Below are 20204 nucleotides of genomic sequence, written 5' to 3' on the forward strand. Positions count from 1 at the left end.
ATGAACATACATGCTTTATGTTTGAATTGTTATATGTCTATACATATTTTTTATTTTGAAAATCTTTGTTACAATTATGGAAAGCGCTTACAAAATACGAGGGAATTTAACGAGTATGATGAGGCATGACTTATCGGGGGATGATTAAAATTTTATACATCTGTGTATAGTAATACTTATTAAACCAACGTATGACATAGCGGAGTTAATAAAAGGGGATGTTAAATATGCATGGAGATAATATATGGTTAACGATGATTGGGTTAGCGATTATTGTTTCAATTGTAGGTTTACTCATAGCGAAGAAAATTAGCCCGGTTGTTGGCATGACATTGATACCATGTATCGGTGCAATGATATTGGGATACAGTGTGGGAGATTTAGTAAAATTCTTTGATAAGGGCTTATCACAAGTTATGAACGTTGTCATAATGTTTATATTTGCCATCATCTTTTTTGGCATTATGACTGATAGTGGATTATTTAAGCCTTTAGTGAAGCGATTGATATTAATGACGAGAGGTAATGTGATTATTGTTTGTGTAATGACTGCGTTAATTGGTTCATTTGCGCAATTAGATGGCGCTGGGGCAGTGACTTTTCTACTTTCAATACCAGCATTGCTTCCATTATATAAAGCGCTAAATATGAATAAATACCTCCTAATATTATTACTTGCGCTAAGTGCAGCAATTATGAACATGGTTCCGTGGGGTGGACCTATGGCACGTGTGGCAACAGTATTGAAAGTGAAAAGTGTGAATGAATTATGGTATGGTCTGATTCCAATTCAAATTATTGGATTCGTCCTCGTAATCATCTTCGCAGTATACTTAGGATTTCGTGAAAAGAAACGTATTAAGAAGGCGATAGAAAAAGGCGAAGTAGAAGAAACGCAAGATGTAGATATACATAGATTAGTTAATATTTATGAACGTGAACAAGATATTAAGTTTCCGGTTAAAGGCCGTGCTAGGAATAATCCTTATATTATATGGATAAATGTAGTATTAACGATTTTAGTTATCGTCATCATGCTAACAAATCTAGCGCCACCAGAGTTTGCTTTCATGATAGGCACTTCACTCGCACTAATTATCAACTATAAAAGTGTTGATGAACAAATGGATCGATTAAAGGCTCATGCTCCTAATGCCTTAATGATGGCGGCAGTCATTATTGCAGCTGGAATGTTCTTAGGTGTTCTTAATGAAACGGGTATGCTCAAAGTGATTGCTACTGATTTTATTAAGATTATTCCAGATGCAGTAGGTCCATATTTGCATATCATTGTTGGGATATTCGGTGTGCCATTAGATTTATTAACAAGTACGGATGCATATTACTTTGCTGTTCTACCTATTGTTGAACAAACTGCTAGTCAATTCCATGTTTCAGCTGTTTCTACAGCATATGCAATGGTGATTGGTAATATTATTGGTACATTCGTAAGTCCGTTTTCACCAGCATTATGGTTATCCATTGGACTTGCTGAAGCGAATATGGGTACTTACATTAAGTATGCATTCTTTTGGATTTGGGGATTTGCCATTGTGCTATTACTTATCGCAGTACTTATGGGCGTCGTGACTGTTTAGAGTTTAATTAAATCATATGCTTAGTGTGAAGGCGCTATCACAAAAGGGATGAAACGAAGTTTTCATCCCTTTTTCTATGAAATAATTTACTCTAAAAATTATCAGATAAATTACAACAACTGTAACAACGATGTTGATTAAATCGCTATAACTACTGTCATGAAAGTGATTTAAATTGTGTAAAATTGACACACGTTTTTTACAAGAGGGCGTTACATTATTATGATTCATTTACAAAGTATTAACATTGTACACAAACGGTTGTGTGTCTGTTACAGTGTTTCTTGTCGTTAATTAACGAAGAAAAAATTAAACTTAAATGTTAAAGATAATTGAAGGTAGCCACGAGATAGTTAAAAGATTTACCCAAATTATAGGAGGATATTAAAATGAAAAAAATCGCTACAGCTACAATCGCTACAGCAGGTATTGCAACATTTGGAATCATGCAACACGATGCAGATGCAGCGGAAAATAACAATAATGGATATAACCCTAACGATCCTTATTCTTACAGCTACACTTATACAATCGATCAACAAGGTAACTATCATTACGATTGGAAAGGTAACTGGAGTCCACAACAAGCTCAACAAGGAAACAACTCTAACTACTCAAATGCTAACCAAAGTACACAAAGCTACAATTCATACAATAACTACAATAATTATAGAACAAATAACCAAACTCAAAGCTACAACTCAAATAATGGTGGAGGTTTAGGTGCAAATTATTCAACTTCTGATAGAAACGTTAAAGTAACAACTCAATCAGCACCAACTCAAAAATCTTCAAGCAATGCATCAGCTGCATTCGCAGGTCAAACATCTTCAGGTTCAAACCTATACACTTCAGGTCAATGTACTTACTATGTTTATGACAAAGTTGGCGGCAAAATCAGCTCAACTTGGGGCAACGCTAACAACTGGGCTAACGCAGCAGCATCATCAGGTTACACTGTAAATAATACACCTAAACAAGGTGCAATCATGCAAACTTCACAAGGTGCATTCGGTCACGTTGCATACGTTGAGAACGTAAATAATGACGGTTCAGTAAAAGTATCTGAAATGAACTATAACGGTGGACCTGGAGTTGTATCTACTCGTACAATCTCAGCAAGCCAAGCTGGCGCTTATAACTACATTTCATAATCGAGTGACTAGAAATATTTTTAGTATTGAAGCCATGAACTTAAACGGTTCATGGCTTTTTTATATAGATAAGAAACTTTATACATATAAAGAGTTAAGTCAATGATTATGTGATTGAAGTTATTTTAAAAGGGAAATTTAAAAACAAAGGGATTAGAGTTGAGCTATTTTTAGCTTTAAGGAAGGTGAAGTAACATGGAATTTAACATTTGGATGTGGATTATTTTTGCAGTTATTATCATTGTCACTATAGCTGTTATTCTTATATTAACAGTTGGTTCAGTTTATGAAGAACGTGCTTATGATAAACGTTCAAAAGAAGAAAAACGTAAAAACACAGAAAAGAACCTTCAAATGGCAAAAGGTCACACAGATGAAGAAAGTGAAAAGAGTGAAACACCACACCATCAAACTGAAGATAAATCACATCATTAAGTAGATAATGAAAAAGTTGAAGAACGGTTTAAAGACAAAGATAGATAAGTAGAATATTTTTTATTCATAAGGCTCTGACATGTAGACGATAATCACACATGTTAGAGCTTTCTAATTGTTCACAATAAAGTGTTCTTTCTACATATAGTTCATGAAACGTTAAAATCTTTTTGACACTTTCGTTAACGTCTAAGTTATCGATTGTAATACTATATATAGTATTATATTTTGTAAATAGATACCATATATAGAAAAAGGTGATAATATGACGGCTTTAGAACAATCATTAACACGATTGATAACAAAAGATCCGACAATATTAAATGAAAATGCAAATAAAGATAGTAATACTTTCTCTACAATGAGAGATTTGACAGCTGGAACTGTATCTAAGTCATATGCACTAGAAAATCTACTTCCAAAACACGTAGCTAAAGCACATTTATCTGGAGATATACATTTCCATGATTTAGACTACCATCCTTTTCAACCATTAACGAATTGTTGTCTAATTGATGCTAAAGATATGTTAGAAAATGGCTTTGAAATAGGTAATGCACATGTGACCTCCCCTAAATCAATACAAACCGCATCTGCACAACTTGTTCAAATTATCGCAAACGTATCAAGCAGCCAATATGGTGGTTGTACAGTTGACCGCGTAGATGAATTATTAAGTACATATGCTAAATTAAATGCAGAACATCATCGTGAAATGGCACAACAATATGTCCAACCAGATAAAATAGAATCTTACGTTGAGCAACAAGTGACTAAAGATATCGGCGATGCCATCGAAAGTTTGGAATACGAAATTAATACACTTTATACCTCCAACGGTCAAACGCCATTTGTAACATTAGGATTTGGTCTAGGTACAGATGAACTTAGTCGCAAAATACAACAAGCCATTTTACGTACTCGTATTAAAGGACTGGGTAAAGACCGTATGACAGCTATTTTCCCGAAACTTGTCTTCTCAATTAAAAAGGGTACTAACTTTAGCCCCGATGATCCCAATTACGATATTAAACAACTCGCACTTGAGTGTTCAACGAAACGTATGTATCCTGACATCTTAAATTATGATAAAATCATTGAGCTTTTAGGAGATTTTAAAGCCCCAATGGGTTGCCGTTCATTCTTACCTAGTTGGAAAGATGCAACTGGAAACTTTGAAAATAATGGCCGCTGTAACTTAGGCGTTGTCACATTGAATATCCCAAGAATTGCAATAGAATCTAATGGTGATATGGCCAAGTTTTGGGAGTTATTTGATCAAAAAATGCAATTGATGCATGATGCATTAGTTTATAGAATTAAACGCTTAAAAGATGCAATACCTAATAATGCGCCAATTCTTTATAAAAGTGGTGCTTTTAAATACAAATTAAATGCTTCTGAAAATGTAGAAGAACTGTTTAAACATCAACGTGCGACGATTTCAATGGGTTACATTGGCTTATATGAAGCCGCAACAATGTTTTACGGTCCTGATTGGGAGGATAATATTGAAGCTAAAACATTTACATTAGATATTCTAAGAGAAATGAAATATTATCAGAATGCATGGACTAACCAATATGATATTTGGTTTAGTATTTATAGTACGCCAAGCGAATCTTTGACCGACCGATTTTGTCGCTTAGATAAAGAGCGCTTTGGTGAAATACCTGATATTACCGATAAAGGATACTACCAGAATTCCTTCCATTATGATGTGCGTAAAGATGTAACACCTTTCGAGAAGTTAGATTTTGAAAAGGATTACCCTTACTATGCAAGTGGTGGTTTTATCCATTATTGCGAATATCCTAAACTTAATCACAACATTAAAGCGTTAGAGGCAGTGTGGGATTATTCTTATGATAAAGTTGGCTATTTAGGAACGAATATTCCTATTGATCATTGTTACAAGTGTGATTATGATGGTGATTTTGAAACTACTGAAAATGGTTATAAATGCCCGAACTGTGGAAATAGCGATCCTAAGACCGTCGATGTCGTGAAAAGAACATGTGGTTATTTAGGAAATCCAGTACAACGACCAGTGATAGAAGGACGTCAAAAAGAAATTTGTGCAAGAGTTAAACATATGAAGGAACCACGTTCATGAGCATGTTAGACATTAAAACAGGACAAAATCACATTGCTAAAATTGAAAGGCATAGCTTTGTGGATGGCGAGGGTGTACGTTGTAGCGTATATGTATCAGGATGTCCTTTTCAATGTAAAAAGTGTTATAACGAAAAAGCACAGAATTTTAAATATGGTGAAACATTTTCTGAAGATATCTTGCAAGAAATACTTGAAAATTGTGCCCCTTCGTATATTTCTGGAATCAGTATTTTGGGTGGAGAGCCTTTTTGCAATTTGAATATATCTTTAAAGATTGCACGAGCGTTTAGAGAGAGATTTGGTTACAGTAAAACGATTTGGATATGGACTGGCTTTCTATTCGAATATTTGAAACATCAAACGGATGAACGACGAGAATTACTTGAACTTACTGATATTTTGGTTGATGGACTATTTATGTATCAGCTATATAAACCCAATTTACCTTATAAAGGCTCTCTTAACCAACGTGTGATAGACGTTCAAGATTCTTTGCGTAGCCATGGGATTATTGAATATGTGTAATAATGAAGCGGGTGTTAACACTCGCTTCAGTTTATTTCATAATCTAAAATGTTAAAAGAGTTATTAAACACTAAAGTAGGAAAAATGATAATACCTAATCAAATTTAAAGTGATAATAAATAATAGTCTACCTATATATATACTATTTACATCTTTAAGTGATAAAATATTAATGTATACAAAATTTGTTCACCAAGTTTAAGGAGATCTTCTCATGGTTTTATTTATCATAGAAATCATAATAATGATTCTTGCGATATTATTAGGTCTTAGAACAGCTGGCGCACTTGGATGTGGTATCTTTGCGATTGTAGCTCAGTTAATAATGATATTTATCTTTCGATTACCTCCAGGTTCAGCTCCTGTTACAGCAGTTTTAATTATCCTATCTATTGGTATCGCAGGCGGAACTCTTCAAGCAACAGGTGGTATTGATTATCTCGTTTATATTGCTTCGCGTGTGATTGAACGCTTTCCAAAATCGATTATATTTATTGCTCCGATGATTGTTTTCCTTTTCGTCTTTGGTATAGGTACGGCTAATATAGCTTTATCCTTAGAACCTATTATTGCAAAAACGGCGCAGAAGGCACATATACAACCTAAGAGAGCCTTAACTGCATCAGTTTTAACTGCAAATTTAGCACTGCTTTGTAGCCCTGCAGCTTCAGCTACCGCATATATCATTTCAGTTTTAGCAGGATATCATATATCGATGGGTAAGTATTTAAGTATCGTTTTACCAACTGCTCTTATTAGTATGTTGCTACTTAGTATTTTTTGTACTTTTGTAGGGCGTAAAGAGAAAGTACATGATTCATCTGAGCGTTTAGTTCAAATGCCAGAGGACGAGCTTGAAAATCAATTTTCAAGAAAAGTAAAAATAGGCGTGCTAAGCTTTCTATTATGTGTGTTAGGCATCTTAACATTTGGTATATTCCCACATCTTATGCCTACATTCGATGTTAATGGAAAGACAGTCAAAGTAGAAATGACTGAGATAGTACAATTCTTTATGTATTTAAGTTCAGCAATTAATTTACTATTAGTCAAAATTAACACATCAGATATTTTGACTTCTCATATTACGCAATCAGCAACGGGAGCTTTATTTGCTGTGCTTGGACCGGGTTGGTTAGGTGCAACAATCTTTAATGCGCCACAAAATTTAAAAATATTAAAAAATGATATCGGACAAACGATTAGCCAAGTTCCATGGTTAGTCATTATATTAGTTTCCATTGTAGCGATGATTGTAATATCTCAGACTGCCACTGCGTCGATTATGGTGCCTATCGTTATGAGTTTAGGCATTCCACCTATTTATTTTGTAGCCATGGTACAAACGTTGAACGTTAACTTCGTGATACCAGCTCAACCAACATTACTATTTGCTGTGGAGCTAGATGAAACAGGCAGAACGAGACCAACCAGCTTCGCCGTCCCAGGATTCTTTGTGATTACTGTATCTATCATCATTGGGTTCACTATTAAAGCACTATTAGGTTATTAAAAATTAAATCATTCTCTACGGTTTACTTAAACTACTTTTCAATGAAATTGGAAAATAGTTTTTCTTTTGTATAAGGAATTATTTCTTTAAGAGTTGAAGTTTTGAAAAAAATAAATATTCTTTAAATGCGTATTTTTATGCATAATCAATATTCTGTAAAATTCGTTTATTTTGTTAAATTTTAATTTAACACTGTTGTCATAGTCATTTTAAATGAACATTAAAATGCCTCAAACTATATAAATATTCACTATAACGGTTAAAAATCTTTGTATGTAATTTGCATTATTATTAAAACTTCGTTATTGTCTTTTTTGTGAATCAATAAATATTGAGCGTAATTGAACACACGATTCATAAAAATAATATTAGGGGGATCACAATTGAAAAAGGAAAAAGTTATGGACTGGACGATCTTCATAGGCGTAGTCATAGTATTACTTTTTGCCGTTATACCTATGATGGTTTTTCCGAAAGCAAGTGAAACAATCATCACAGACATCAATAGTGCCATTTCTAATTCAATTGGTTCTGTGTATTTATTTATGGGACTGGCAATCTTTTGTTTCGTTCTTTACATAGCGTTTGGTAAATACGGCAATGTCACATTAGGGAAAGCAAGTGACAAGCCAGAATTTAATAATTTCACATGGGCTGCGATGCTATTTTGTGCGGGTATCGGCTCAGATATCTTGTATTGGGGTGTGATTGAGTGGGCATTTTACTACCAAGTGCCACCTAACGGTGCAAAACCAATGTCAGATGAAGCACTTCAATATGCGACACAATATGGTATGTTCCACTGGGGCCCTATTGCATGGGCTATCTATGTATTACCAGCACTACCAATCGGTTATCTTGTGTTCGTTAAGAAACAACCGATTTATAAAATTAGTCAAGCTTGTCGACCTATTTTAAAAGGTCAAACTGATAAATTTATTGGTAAAGTTGTAGATATATTATTTATATTTGGTTTACTTGGAGGTGCCGCTACGTCATTAGCACTTGGTGTGCCAATGATTTCAGCTGGTGTTGAGAAGTTAACTGGTTTAGATGGAACTAATATGGTGTTACGTTCAATCATCTTATTAACCATTACAGTTATATTCGCAATTAGTTCTTATACTGGATTGAAAAAAGGTATCCAAAAATTAAGTGACGTTAACGTGTGGTTATCATTCATATTACTAGCGTTTGTGTTTATCGTTGGTCCAACAGTGTTTATTATGGAAACTACGGTAACTGGGTTCGGTAACATGTTAAGAGATTTCTTCCACATGGCGACTTGGATGGAACCATTTGGCGGTATTCATGGTCGTAAGGAAACTCATTTCCCTCAAGATTGGACAATTTTCTATTGGTCTTGGTGGTTAGTATATGCACCGTTCATCGGTTTATTTATCGCCCGCATTTCTAAAGGTCGTACACTTAAAGAAGTAGTATTAGGTACAATGTGTTACGGTACATTAGGATGTGTATTATTCTTCGGTATTTTTGGTAACTATGCAGTTTACCTACAAATTACTGGACAATTTAATGTTATTAATTATTTAAATAGTCATGGTACTGAAGCAACAATTATCGAAGTAATGCATCAGTTACCATTCCCAACAATTACAATTATTTTATTCCTAATCTCAGCATTCTTATTCTTAGCAACAACATTTGATTCTGGTTCTTATATCCTAGCAGCTGCATCACAGAAAAAAGTTATCGGGGAACCTTTAAGAGCTAATCGTTTATTCTGGGCATTCGCATTATGTTTACTTCCATTCTCACTCATGTTAGTGGGTGGCGAGAGAGCGCTTCAAGTATTGAAAACAGCGTCAATATTGGCCAGTGTACCTTTACTCGTCATTTTCACCTTTATGATGATTTCCTTCCTCATCATACTGGGTCGAGATCGAATAAAACTTGAAACACGTGCAGATAAATTGAAAGAAGTTGAACGACGATCACTTCGAATCGTTCAAGTCAAAGAAGAACCAGAAGACGATAATTTATAAATACTAATTCAAAAAAGCCAAGGGATATTCACGTTTAAATACGTTTGAATATCCCTTGGCCTTTTTACGGTAAAATCTAAATTTAATTTTATTCATTTTCATGTTCAGGAATAGGGAAGTATTTGAATATTTCTCCAGATTCCAATGACTCGCTTAATTGTTCTAACCATTCATAATATATTTTTGAATGATTTAATTGAGCTTTAACATTTAACGCATCTTCTCTTGCTTCTTCATCTAAATTTTCTTTATCTAAAAGCGGATTGATAATCTTTTCGGCATCTTTAATTGCCTCCATATTTGTATTAATCTCTCGTTCCCATTTTCTTGTAAAGAAGTTTCTGAAGAAATTAAAGAAGTCTTTCTCTGCGATAAAATGTTGTTTACGACTTCCGCGTGTAAATTGTTGTTTAACAATGTCGTATTCTTGAAGTTTCTTTACACCTGAACTCATACTTGGTTTACTCATTTGTAATTGTTGACGCATCTCATCTAGTGTCATGCTGCCTTCAAAAACCATGATGCCATATAAACTGCCGACGCTACGATTAATACCATACAAATCCATCGTTTCTCCAATAGAGTTTATCACTAAATCTTTCGCTTGTTCGACTTGGTGCGCGTCATTATTCGTACGTGTCATCACTGCACCTCCAATTCTAATATTCAATTTTTTTACCACGTCAATTAAGTTAAATAACTTAAAATTGAAAATTTTACATGCCAAACTATTATAAAACATTTTTACAAAAATTAAAATTAAAATTAATTTATCAAATTAAAGTTGTAAGTAAGGAGAATAATGTTAAGTTTGGATATTTACTTGTGTATTACAAAGGTATTTTAAGAAATTGACACGTTTTCAATACCTATGCTAACATAAATTTGTAAAATTCGTTAAATAAAAATTTAACAAACTTAACGGAGGTTGTTTTGATGGAACTTGTAGATAAATTATCAAACCGTCAGTATATCGATGGTGAATGGGTTGAAAGTTCAAACAAAAATACAAGAGATATTATAAATCCTTATAATCAAGAAGTTATCTTTACAGTAGCTGAGGGGACTAAAGAAGATACGGAAAGAGCAATTTTAGCTGCAAGAAGATCATTTGAAGAGGGCGAATGGTCACTTGAAACAAGTGAAGTTAGAGGTAAAAAAGTAAGAGCCATCGCAGATAAAATTAAAGAAAATAGAGAAGAATTAGCTAAACTTGAAACATTAGATACTGGTAAGACATTAGAAGAGTCTTATGCAGATATGGATGATATTCATAATGTATTCATGTATTTCGCAGGATTAGCTGATAAAGACGGTGGCGAAATCATTAATACGCCAATTCCAAATTCAGAAAGTAAAGTCATCAAAGAACCTATCGGTGTAGTTACACAAATCACACCTTGGAATTATCCTTTACTTCAAGCATCATGGAAGATTGCACCTGCATTAGCTACAGGTTGTTCTTTAGTTATGAAACCTAGTGAAATTACACCATTAACAACAATTCGTGTATTTGAATTAATGGAAGAGGTTGGTTTCCCTAAAGGTACAATCAACTTAATTCTAGGTGCAGGTTCAGAAGTTGGCGACGTTATGTCTGGCCATGAAGAAGTTGACTTAGTATCATTCACAGGCGGTATTGAAACAGGTAAACACATCATGAAACAAGCTGCTGACAATGTAACTGAAGTTGCTTTAGAACTTGGTGGTAAGAATCCAAACATCATTTTTGACGATGCAGACTTTGAATTAGCAGTGGATCAAGCGCTAAATGGTGGTTATTTCCACGCAGGTCAAGTTTGCTCTGCAGGTTCTAGAATTTTAGTTCACAACGATATTAAAGATAAGTTTGAAAAGGCACTGATCGACCGTGTAAGTAAAATTAAAATTGGTAATGGTTTCGATCAAGACACTGAAATGGGACCAGTTATTTCAACTGCACATCGTGAGAAAATTGAAAATTACATGGAAGTTGCTAAACAAGATGGCGCTACAATTGCTATCGGTGGTAAACGTCCTGAACGTGAAGACTTACAAGCAGGTTTATTCTTTGAACCTACTGTTATCACAGATTGTGATACATCAATGCGTATTGTTCAGGAAGAGGTCTTTGGACCAGTCGTAACTGTTGAAGGTTTCGCAGATGAAGAAGAAGTAATTCGTTTAGCTAACGATTCAATCTATGGATTAGCTGGTGCGGTATTCACTAAAGATATTGGTAAAGCACAACGTGTAGCTAACAAATTAAAATTAGGTACCGTTTGGATTAATGATTTCCATCCTTATTTCGCTCAAGCGCCATGGGGTGGTTACAAACAATCAGGTATCGGTAGAGAACTTGGTAAAGAAGGACTTGAAGAATACTTGATTACTAAACACATCTTAACAAACACGAATCCAGAACCAGTGAATTGGTTTAGTAAATAATTCTTCCATTTGAAAAAGTATGCTGATTTAATTTTCGAAATTAAAAAATATTCATTGCGAGTGAGCGCTTAGAAAAACATAATGGCGCTCACTTCAATATGTAAAACCTTTTAAGAAAGAGATGTTGAAAAACAAAGAAAACTATCAATTTTGGAGGTCGAATTTGATGAGTAGAAAACATGATTCATATGATTACATCATTATTGGTGGCGGAAGCGCAGGTTCAGTACTAGGTGCCCGTCTATCTGAAGATAAAGATAAAAATGTATTAGTATTGGAAGCTGGACGTAGTGACTATTTCTGGGATTTATTTATTCAAATGCCCGCAGCATTAATGTTCCCATCTGGTAACCCATTCTATGACTGGAGATATCAAACTGAAGAAGAACCTCATATGGGACGTAAAGTTGACCATGCTAGAGGTAAAGTGCTTGGTGGATCAAGCTCAATTAACGGTATGATTTATCAAAGAGGTAACCCAATGGACTATGAAGGCTGGGCAGAACCAGAAGGTATGGATACATGGGACTTCGCTCACTGCTTACCATATTTTAAAAAGTTAGAAACAACTTATGGTGCATCACCTTATGATAAAGTACGTGGACATAACGGACCGGTTAAATTAAAACGTGGACCTGCTACAAATCCACTATTTAAATCATTCTTTAATGCAGGTGTTGAAGCGGGATATCATAAAACACCAGATGTAAATGGCTTTAGACAAGAAGGATTTGGTCCATTCGATAGTCAAGTTCATCATGGTCGTCGTATGTCAGCATCTAGAGCGTATTTACGCCCAGCAATGAGACGTAGAAATCTAGACGTAGAGACACGTGCTTTCGTTACGAAACTTAACTTCGATGATAACAATAGTAAAAAGGTAACAGGCGTCACTTATAAGAAAAATGGTAAAGAACAAACGGTTAAAGCTAACGAAGTCATCTTATCAGGCGGTGCGTTCAACACACCTCAATTATTACAATTATCTGGTATAGGTGATTCAGAATTCTTAAAATCTAAAGGCATAGAGCCACGTATGCACTTACCAGGTGTGGGTGAAAACTTTGAGGATCACTTAGAAGTATACATTCAACATAAATGTAAACAACCTGTATCATTACAACCAAGTCTTGATGTAAAACGTATGCCGTTTATCGGTTTACAATGGATCTTTGCGCGTAAAGGTGCCGCAGCATCTAACCACTTCGAAGGTGGCGCATTTGTAAGATCAAATGATGAAGTGGATTATCCTAACTTAATGTTCCACTTCTTACCTATAGCTGTACGTTATGATGGCCAAAAAGCACCTGTTGCGCATGGTTATCAAGTTCACGTAGGTCCAATGTATTCAAATTCAAGAGGTAGCTTGAAAATTAAATCTAAAGATCCATTTGAAAAACCAAGTATCGTGTTTAACTACTTATCAACTAAAGAAGATGAGCGTGAATGGGTAGAAGCAATTCGTGTTGCACGTAATATTCTTAAACAAAAAGCTATGGATCCATTTAATGGTGGAGAAATATCACCAGGACCAGAAGTACAAACTGATGAAGAAATTCTAGATTGGGTACGTAAGGATGGCGAAACAGCATTACACCCATCTTGTAGTGCTAAAATGGGCCCTTCTTCAGACCCTATGGCTGTTGTAGATCCATTAACTATGAAAGTTCATGGCATGGAAAACTTACGTGTCGTAGATGCATCAGCAATGCCACGTACAACAAATGGTAATATTCATGCTCCAGTTTTAATGTTAGCTGAAAAAGCAGCAGACATTATTCGTGGTAGACAACCATTAGAACCTCAATATGTAGATTACTATAAACATGGTGTTCATGATGAGAAAGCTGGCGCAATGGAAGACGATCCATTTTATCAATATTAATCGAACTAAGTTCATCAATTAAATCAATAAAAGCTATTCTATAATTAGCGAAGCCTTTAAGTGAATTGAATTCAAATTCATTTAAAGGCTTTTTATTTATGTTTTGGCAATTCATTTTCTATTAATTTTCAAAAAGTATAATAATGTAGTTGTTATTATCATAAATAAAAAATATAGTAAAAAGACACTGTGCAACATTCCTTGACGATTAAGTTCTATAATTGCATTGAGGAGAGGATATAAATGAATCAAGAATTAATTAAACGTTTACGTGAGAAAGAAAGTAAAATGATTGAAATCAGACGATATCTTCATGAACATCCTGAACTTTCTTTTCATGAAACTGAAACGCCTCAATACATTGCCGATTTTTATAAAGAGAAAGATTGTGACGTTGAAACGAATGTAGGACCCAATGGTGTTAAAGTAACAATTGATAGTGGGAAACCAGGTAAGACGATTGCGATTCGTGCAGATTTTGACGCATTACCTATTGAAGAACAAACTGGACTGTCATTTGCTTCAAAAAATAAAGGCGTTATGCATGCGTGTGGCCATGATGCGCATACAGCATATATGCTTATTCTCGGAGAAACATTGATAGAAATGAAAGAACAATTCAAAGGTAAAGTCGTTATCATTCATCAACCTGCAGAAGAAATACCACCAGGTGGGGCCCAAGGAATGATTAAAGATGGTGTGCTTGAAGGTGTGTATCATGTCTTAGGTGCGCATGTTATGAGTACGATGGAAGCAGGTAAAGTCTTTTACAAAGAAGGCTATGTTCAAACAGGTCGTGCTTATTTTAAATTAGTTGTACAAGGTAAAGGTGGTCATGGTTCATCACCTCACATGGCTAATGATGCAATTGTGGCTGGTTCCAACTTTGTCACTATTGCTCAAACAGTAGTATCAAGACGTCTGAACCCATTTGAAACGGGTGTAGTCACTATAGGTTCGTTTGATGGTAAAGGTCAATTCAATGTGATTAAAGATCAAATTGAAATAGAAGGAGACGTTCGTGCTCTAACTGACCAGACTAGAGATACAATTCAACAAGAATTAACTAGAATTGTTAAAGGTATAGAGGAAACATTTGGAGTAACATGTGAATTCGAGTTCAAAAAGGATTATCCTGCGTTATATAATGATCCAGAATTCACTTCATATGTCTCAGAAACAATCAAAAATGCACAAATTGATGATATAAAAGGTGTTGAGATATGTGAACCTCAGCCACCATCAGAAGATTTTGCATATTATGCTACTGAATTACCAAGTACATTTATTTATTCAGGTGCTGCACCTGAAGATGGTGATATTTACCCTCACCACCATCCTAAATTTAATATTAATGACTCATCAATGCTTGTTGCTACTGAAGCAGTGGGCACTGTTGTTTTAGATTATTTAACTTAAAAGGAGATTTAATCATCAATGAATCAGCAACATGAATACATAGGGACTCGTAAACTTTTAATAGGAATCGTATTAGCAGTCATCACATTTTGGTTATTTGCTAATTCTTTAATCAACGTAATTCCCAATTTACAAACGTCATTTGGAAGTTATTTAAGTACAATAAGCATTGCGGTAAGTTTAACAGCTTTATTTTGTGGCATGTTTGTTGTTGGAGCGGGCAGTTTGGCAGATTATTTTGGACGTGTACGTTTAACGATAATTGGACTATGGTTAAATATTTTTGGCTCATTGCTAATCATCGTATCTGACTACATTCCGTTATTATTGATGGGACGTGCAATTCAAGGTCTTTCTGCTGCATTGATTATGCCTGCGACACTATCATTAATTAAAGCATACTATCATGGTGACAAACGTCAGCGTGCGCTTAGCCTCTGGTCTATAGGTTCCTGGGGAGGTTCTGGTTTCGCATCTTTATTTGGAGGGATGATAGCTACATTCTTAAGTTGGAGATGGATATTTGTCTTTTCAATTATCGTCCCCCTCATTGCAGTACTTTTAATTAAAGGTACACCAGAATCTAAGAATCAACATGCATCATCAAGACAGTTTGATATTGTGGGTCTTATTTTACTAGTTGTTATGATGCTCAGTCTAAATATTATGATTACACAAGCTGCACATTTAGGTTTATTTTCCGTAGCGATTGTGTCATTATTTGTCGCATTTGTGTTATCTACAATATTATTTATCATCCTTGAAAATAGAAAACGCTATCCACTTATCGATTTTGCTTTATTTCGTAATCGATTCTATACGAGTGCGACATTTGCTAATTTTTTAATTAATACAGTTGCTGGTACGCTTCTCATAACGAATACGTTTGTCCAACAAGGTATAGGTTTGAGTTCATTCGAAACAGGTTTGTTGTCACTCACGTATTTGATTGCAGTATTAACAATGATTCGAGTAGGAGAGAAAATCTTACAAGAGTTTGGTTCTAGAAAACCTATGCTAATTGGTACGATGTCGACAACGGTGGGAATATTCTTAATGTCAATTACGTTTTTACCTATTCCAGTGTATATCACTTTATGCGTGATAGGATTTTTATTATTTGGATTAGGTTTAGGGTTATTCGCAACGCCTTCGACTGATACAGCCATTTCTCATTCTCCAGAGGAAAAGGTAGGCGTCGCCTCAGGTATTTATAAAATGGCTTCTTCAATAGGTGGCGCTTTTGGTGTGGCCATTTCAGGTTCGATTTATAGCATATTTTCAACATTATTTGATCCAAAATTAGGAGCAATGATGGGGCTATGGTTTAATACAATGATTGCTTTCACTGCATACTTTATTGTATGGCTCACACTTCCTAATACTAAAAAGAACTCATAAGAATTGTCTATTTTCTTTAAATTAAACAAACGTTTTAAAGAGTTTTCTTTTTGAAAATGCAAATAAATTTCACTGAATATTCTTTGATATGATGTTTTATGAGTCATTTCGTGATAGTATAAATTTATATTACGAAAAAAGGGGTGTTAGCGTGAGTTTCTATGAATTTATTCAGAACCTTGTGGGAGATCAAACGCCATTGGGAGAGTTAGCGGCGTGGATTAACCAAGATGCTCATTTTCCAATTGAAGAGACTGTAGCTGACAATATACTCAATTATTTCAATGGACTTAAAGATTTCGATCATGAACTCATAGAAATTGTTAAACGCTCATTATCCCTTTATGAACAAAGTAGGATGTAATACTTATAAATTGAAGTGAAATGAAGGAATTATATATGTTAATCAATGATGCATACAAGGCATATATTATAGAAGAAACTGATCATTCTTTTATGATAGAGAAAAATAATGATAAACAATATTACGAAGTGCTAGAATCTATAAATACACTATCGAACGACGCATTTTGCGTGTTAAATCATCTTTTTGTTAATGAAGGAAACGAAGAAGCTTTTGAACAAAAGTTTTTACAAAGAAACAAACACTTAGAAAATGTACCAGGATTTAGAGCGTTGAGATTTTTAAGACCTAAAACTGTAGGTCGACATTATATAATCGTAACTTTATGGGAAGATCGACAAGCATTTTATGATTGGCAGAATTCTGCTGAGTACGCAAAAACACATAAGAAACGTGGAACATCAAAAGGTGTGGATCATCGCATTGTTAATCGCGATTTATCATATAATGTTAGAATTGAACTTGAAAAACTTCATCATCATATAGATTTTGAAAGCGTCATATAGGTGAATAGGTGGAGAGAAGGGCAGAAATATAATTCTATTGTCCCACATCCAACTTACATAGCTTGTTGAAATCTTTAAAATAATTTTTGATTTGGGAGTCCACCGGCTAATTGTAGAAAATTGATGTAAGCGCAGTTTTAAAATAGTCATTCATTGCTAATATGTTAATTAAGGCTAAGACAATCATTTGTGTCTTAGCCTTCTTATTTATAGGCATTAGTTTTCAAATTGTATTTACAAGTTTAAATTGGTAAACGTGCCCCTCACTCATAATTAGAATAGAAGATTTTGAGGTCACTGTATCATTTTGACAATATAACATTTCTCAACTTTAATAGTTATAAAGTCGATTAACGATTTCCAAATACGATTAAATATTGAAAAATAGACAAATTTAAATAGTTAGGAGAGCACGAATCTAAAATGAATTTTTTCAAACTCATTACGATAATTTGTTCCTTAATTCCAATAGAGTTTATCGGCCTAAATATTGATTATCATACGGGGTCACTAATAGGTTATATTCCATATGTGATTGTCGCGCTCTTAGTGAGTTTATCTATTTTTAAAACTGGTATAAAAAATAATATAGGCATTGTAATAAGTAGAATCATTGGGATATTTCTCTCTTGGGTATGTGTTCATTTATTTATGAATGTTTATAATTCATCAGGTTATTTCACCCCATTTTCGACAGATGGTTTTGCAATATTTTTAGGAACCATTCATGTCATAGTCATTATAATTATCTATTTAGTTATCTATAGTTTCTCTTCTCTAAATAAGTGATTGTATCAATATAGACACAAAAGGCTAGTTTAATGCCTAACCGCGTAAGGATTATTTTTAAAAGTGACTTATAAGTAACTGTCTCCGATTCTGTTCATCATATTCCTTACGCATATACAGTGCTCTAATAAGTAATACAAGAACAATTATCAATATAATCCCAATAATACTAAAAATTCAGAAAATTACTATAATATAAGTTTAATCCATTTGAATGGTCTTTAAGTTCTGATAGTATGAGTATGAACGTGAATTGAAAGGAAGTACAGTTATGAACAAATCAGATTTACTTGCTCCAGAGAAATATAATATTATTTCTGAAATTGAAAAATACGCTTCAGATTCATCTAAAAAAGCGATTATTTATAAAGATAACGAACATGATAATATTTCAGTAAGTTATGAAGAGCTATTGCAAAATGCAAATAAAGTAGGGAATGTCTTTTTAAAACATGGTCTTAAAAAAGGTGACAAAGTATTAATCATGATGCCTCGCGCTATCGCCACTTACGAATTATACATCGCTGCGTTAAAGTTGGGTATCGCGATTATACCAAGCTCAGAAATGTTACGTACTAAAGATTTACAATATCGAATTACACATGGTGAAATTGATGCAGTGATTGCATTTCACACATTAACTAAAGAATTTGAAGGCGTTAAAGAATACGAGGAACTTACTAAATTCATTATTGCTGGTCATCAAGATGGTTGGATTTCTATCGAAGATGAAAAAGCTAACGAAAGTAATGAACTTGAAAGTGCTGAAACGACACGTGATGATTTAGCAATTCTTTCATATACATCGGGAACTACTGGTAATCCTAAAGCTGTTACACATTCTCACGGCTGGGGATATGCGCACTTACAAATGGCACCAAAACATTGGCTATGCATCAAAGAAGATGATCTTGTGTGGGCAACGGCTGCCCCAGGTTGGCAAAAGTGGGTATGGAGTCCGTTCTTATCAATACTAGGTACTGGCGCAACAGCCTTTGTATATAATGGACGTTTCCAACCAGAAACGTATCTTGAATTATTACAAGATTATCAAATTAATGTATTATGTTGTACGCCGACTGAATATCGTATGATGGCAAAATTAAGTAATCTAAATGACTATCATTTAGAACTCTTACACAGTGCAGTTTCGGCAGGCGAGCCTCTTAATCGTGAAGTTGTAGAGCAATTTAAGAACAACTTTAATCTTACAGTAAGAGATGGTTATGGTCAGACTGAAAGTACATTGCTTATCGGTTTTCTTAAAGATACAGAACCACGTCCGGGGTCTATGGGTAAAGGCATTCCAGGTAGTTTTGTCACAATTATTGATGATGATGGTAATGAAGTTCCACCTCAAACTAAAGGTAATATCGCTGTGCCATTAGATTTGCCTGCATTATTTAAAGGATATTATAAAGATGAGGAACGTACGAAAGCGGCTGCAGCAGGTTATTATTATGTCACAGGAGATTTAGCGCATAAAGATGAAGATGGCTATTTCTGGTTTGAAGGACGTCGTGATGATATTATTATCAGCTCTGGCTATACAATCGGTCCATTTGAAGTAGAGGACGCACTGACGAATCATCCTGCTGTTAAGGAATGTGCAGTGGTTGCCAGTCCTCACGAGATTCGTGGTAATATTGTTAAAGCCTTTATCATTTTACAAAATAACTATGAAGGCAATGATGAACTAGTTAAAGAACTTCAAACATTCTGTAAAAATGAAGTGGCACCTTACAAATATCCTAGAGCAATAGAATTTGTCGATGATTTACCAAAAACAAATTCTGGTAAAATTCGCCGTGTCGAACTGCGTGATGCGGAAATTGCAAAATACAATAACCGAGATTAATCTAATTCGAACTATAAAGCTATTATGATGTATCAAACTGTCGATTCAGTATTAAACTGAGTCGACAGTTTTTTGTGTATAACATATTTATATTTTCGCTAATGTTGTTTTAAAGGCTTTTATTCACGTAATCGTAATATTTATGAAATCCTTTTCATAAAAATAGTTGTAATTATTCTTTTAATATGACATACTAAAAATTATTA

The 20204-nt window shown here is 34.3% G+C and carries 16 protein-coding genes; 15 read left to right on the forward strand and 1 reads right to left on the reverse strand.

Annotation, left to right across the window (positions count from 1 at the left end; genetic code table 11):
- Window positions 1–227 precede the first annotated feature (227 nt).
- From V6C74_RS01355 to V6C74_RS01385, 7 genes are all read left to right on the forward strand, one after another.
- On the forward strand, window positions 228–1598 hold the full coding sequence (locus tag V6C74_RS01355) for a citrate:proton symporter (RefSeq protein WP_016898552.1): 1371 nt from the start codon (window positions 228–230) through the stop codon (window positions 1596–1598).
- A 389-nt stretch (window positions 1599–1987) separates the two neighbouring features.
- Complete coding sequence (locus V6C74_RS01360) at window positions 1988–2752, forward strand: CHAP domain-containing protein (protein WP_002436224.1); 765 nt, start codon at window positions 1988–1990, stop codon at window positions 2750–2752.
- Between the two features lie 195 nt (window positions 2753–2947).
- Window positions 2948–3187, forward strand: coding sequence for a hypothetical protein (locus V6C74_RS01365; RefSeq protein ID WP_002454110.1), 240 nt, complete (start codon window positions 2948–2950; stop codon window positions 3185–3187).
- 265 nt (window positions 3188–3452) lie between these two features.
- The gene (gene nrdD, locus V6C74_RS01370; RefSeq protein ID WP_002454109.1) at window positions 3453–5303 is read left to right on the forward strand and encodes an anaerobic ribonucleoside-triphosphate reductase; all 1851 of its coding nucleotides are present in this window, start codon (window positions 3453–3455) and stop codon (window positions 5301–5303) included.
- On the forward strand, window positions 5300–5830 hold the full coding sequence (gene nrdG / locus V6C74_RS01375) for an anaerobic ribonucleoside-triphosphate reductase activating protein (protein WP_002454108.1): 531 nt from the start codon (window positions 5300–5302) through the stop codon (window positions 5828–5830). The genes nrdD and nrdG overlap by 4 nt, the downstream gene beginning before the upstream one ends.
- Before the next feature lie 214 nt (window positions 5831–6044).
- Window positions 6045–7343, forward strand: coding sequence for an anaerobic C4-dicarboxylate transporter family protein (locus V6C74_RS01380; protein WP_002454107.1), 1299 nt, complete (start codon window positions 6045–6047; stop codon window positions 7341–7343).
- A gap of 383 nt (window positions 7344–7726) precedes the next feature.
- Window positions 7727–9349: a BCCT family transporter gene (locus tag V6C74_RS01385; protein WP_002454106.1), complete on the forward strand. Its 1623-nt coding sequence runs from the start codon at window positions 7727–7729 to the stop codon at window positions 9347–9349.
- Between the two features lie 88 nt (window positions 9350–9437).
- On the opposite strand, the gene V6C74_RS01390 is transcribed toward V6C74_RS01385, so the two are convergent.
- Window positions 9438–9992 (reverse strand): GbsR/MarR family transcriptional regulator, encoded by a 555-nt coding sequence (locus V6C74_RS01390; protein ID WP_016898554.1) that lies wholly within the window; start codon window positions 9990–9992, stop codon window positions 9438–9440.
- A gap of 293 nt (window positions 9993–10285) precedes the next feature.
- On the opposite strand from V6C74_RS01390, the gene betB reads away from it, so the two are divergent.
- The 8 genes from betB (at window position 10286) to V6C74_RS01430 (ending at window position 19998) form a co-directional block, all read left to right on the forward strand.
- Window positions 10286–11776: a betaine-aldehyde dehydrogenase gene (gene betB, locus V6C74_RS01395; protein WP_002454104.1), complete on the forward strand. Its 1491-nt coding sequence runs from the start codon at window positions 10286–10288 to the stop codon at window positions 11774–11776.
- A 166-nt stretch (window positions 11777–11942) separates the two neighbouring features.
- On the forward strand, window positions 11943–13661 hold the full coding sequence (betA, locus tag V6C74_RS01400) for a choline dehydrogenase (protein ID WP_002432573.1): 1719 nt from the start codon (window positions 11943–11945) through the stop codon (window positions 13659–13661).
- 243 nt (window positions 13662–13904) lie between these two features.
- A complete protein-coding gene (locus V6C74_RS01405) occupies window positions 13905–15080 on the forward strand; it encodes a M20 family metallopeptidase (RefSeq protein WP_002454103.1) in 1176 nt (391 codons plus the stop codon).
- An 18-nt stretch (window positions 15081–15098) separates the two neighbouring features.
- Entirely contained in the window at window positions 15099–16481 is a 1383-nt protein-coding gene (locus V6C74_RS01410) for an MFS transporter (RefSeq protein ID WP_002454102.1), read from the forward strand.
- A 151-nt stretch (window positions 16482–16632) separates the two neighbouring features.
- Complete coding sequence (locus V6C74_RS01415; RefSeq protein ID WP_016898557.1) at window positions 16633–16845, forward strand: sterile alpha motif-like domain-containing protein; 213 nt, start codon at window positions 16633–16635, stop codon at window positions 16843–16845.
- A 35-nt stretch (window positions 16846–16880) separates the two neighbouring features.
- Window positions 16881–17351, forward strand: a complete 471-nt coding sequence (locus tag V6C74_RS01420; RefSeq protein ID WP_002454100.1) for an antibiotic biosynthesis monooxygenase — start codon at window positions 16881–16883, stop codon at window positions 17349–17351.
- A 423-nt stretch (window positions 17352–17774) separates the two neighbouring features.
- Window positions 17775–18140 carry a hypothetical protein gene (locus V6C74_RS01425; protein ID WP_002454099.1) on the forward strand — a complete coding sequence of 122 codons (366 nt, stop codon included), beginning with the start codon at window positions 17775–17777 and terminating at the stop codon, window positions 18138–18140.
- A gap of 271 nt (window positions 18141–18411) precedes the next feature.
- Complete coding sequence (locus V6C74_RS01430) at window positions 18412–19998, forward strand: acyl-CoA synthetase (RefSeq protein WP_002454098.1); 1587 nt, start codon at window positions 18412–18414, stop codon at window positions 19996–19998.
- Window positions 19999–20204: the final 206 nt, after the last annotated feature.

This window comes from Staphylococcus capitis subsp. capitis, assembly GCF_040739495.1.
GTDB lineage: Bacteria > Bacillota > Bacilli > Staphylococcales > Staphylococcaceae > Staphylococcus > Staphylococcus capitis.

Excerpts from the sequence above, each read along its gene's own strand:
- V6C74_RS01380 (WP_002454107.1), top strand. The coding sequence starts at position 6,045 with ATGGTTTTATTTATCATAGAAATCATAATAATGATTCTTGCGATATTA.
- V6C74_RS01425 (WP_002454099.1), top strand. The coding sequence starts at position 17,775 with ATGAATTTTTTCAAACTCATTACGATAATTTGTTCCTTAATTCCAATA.
- V6C74_RS01420 (WP_002454100.1), top strand. The coding sequence starts at position 16,881 with ATGTTAATCAATGATGCATACAAGGCATATATTATAGAAGAAACTGAT.
- nrdD (WP_002454109.1), top strand. The coding sequence starts at position 3,453 with ATGACGGCTTTAGAACAATCATTAACACGATTGATAACAAAAGATCCG.
- V6C74_RS01405 (WP_002454103.1), top strand. The coding sequence starts at position 13,905 with ATGAATCAAGAATTAATTAAACGTTTACGTGAGAAAGAAAGTAAAATG.
- V6C74_RS01430 (WP_002454098.1), top strand. The coding sequence starts at position 18,412 with ATGAACAAATCAGATTTACTTGCTCCAGAGAAATATAATATTATTTCT.
- V6C74_RS01355 (WP_016898552.1), top strand. The coding sequence starts at position 228 with ATGCATGGAGATAATATATGGTTAACGATGATTGGGTTAGCGATTATT.
- V6C74_RS01365 (WP_002454110.1), top strand. The coding sequence starts at position 2,948 with ATGGAATTTAACATTTGGATGTGGATTATTTTTGCAGTTATTATCATT.
- V6C74_RS01360 (WP_002436224.1), top strand. The coding sequence starts at position 1,988 with ATGAAAAAAATCGCTACAGCTACAATCGCTACAGCAGGTATTGCAACA.
- betB (WP_002454104.1), top strand. The coding sequence starts at position 10,286 with ATGGAACTTGTAGATAAATTATCAAACCGTCAGTATATCGATGGTGAA.
- V6C74_RS01410 (WP_002454102.1), top strand. The coding sequence starts at position 15,099 with ATGAATCAGCAACATGAATACATAGGGACTCGTAAACTTTTAATAGGA.
- nrdG (WP_002454108.1), top strand. The coding sequence starts at position 5,300 with ATGAGCATGTTAGACATTAAAACAGGACAAAATCACATTGCTAAAATT.
- V6C74_RS01390 (WP_016898554.1), bottom strand. The coding sequence starts at position 9,992 with ATGACACGTACGAATAATGACGCGCACCAAGTCGAACAAGCGAAAGAT.
- betA (WP_002432573.1), top strand. The coding sequence starts at position 11,943 with ATGAGTAGAAAACATGATTCATATGATTACATCATTATTGGTGGCGGA.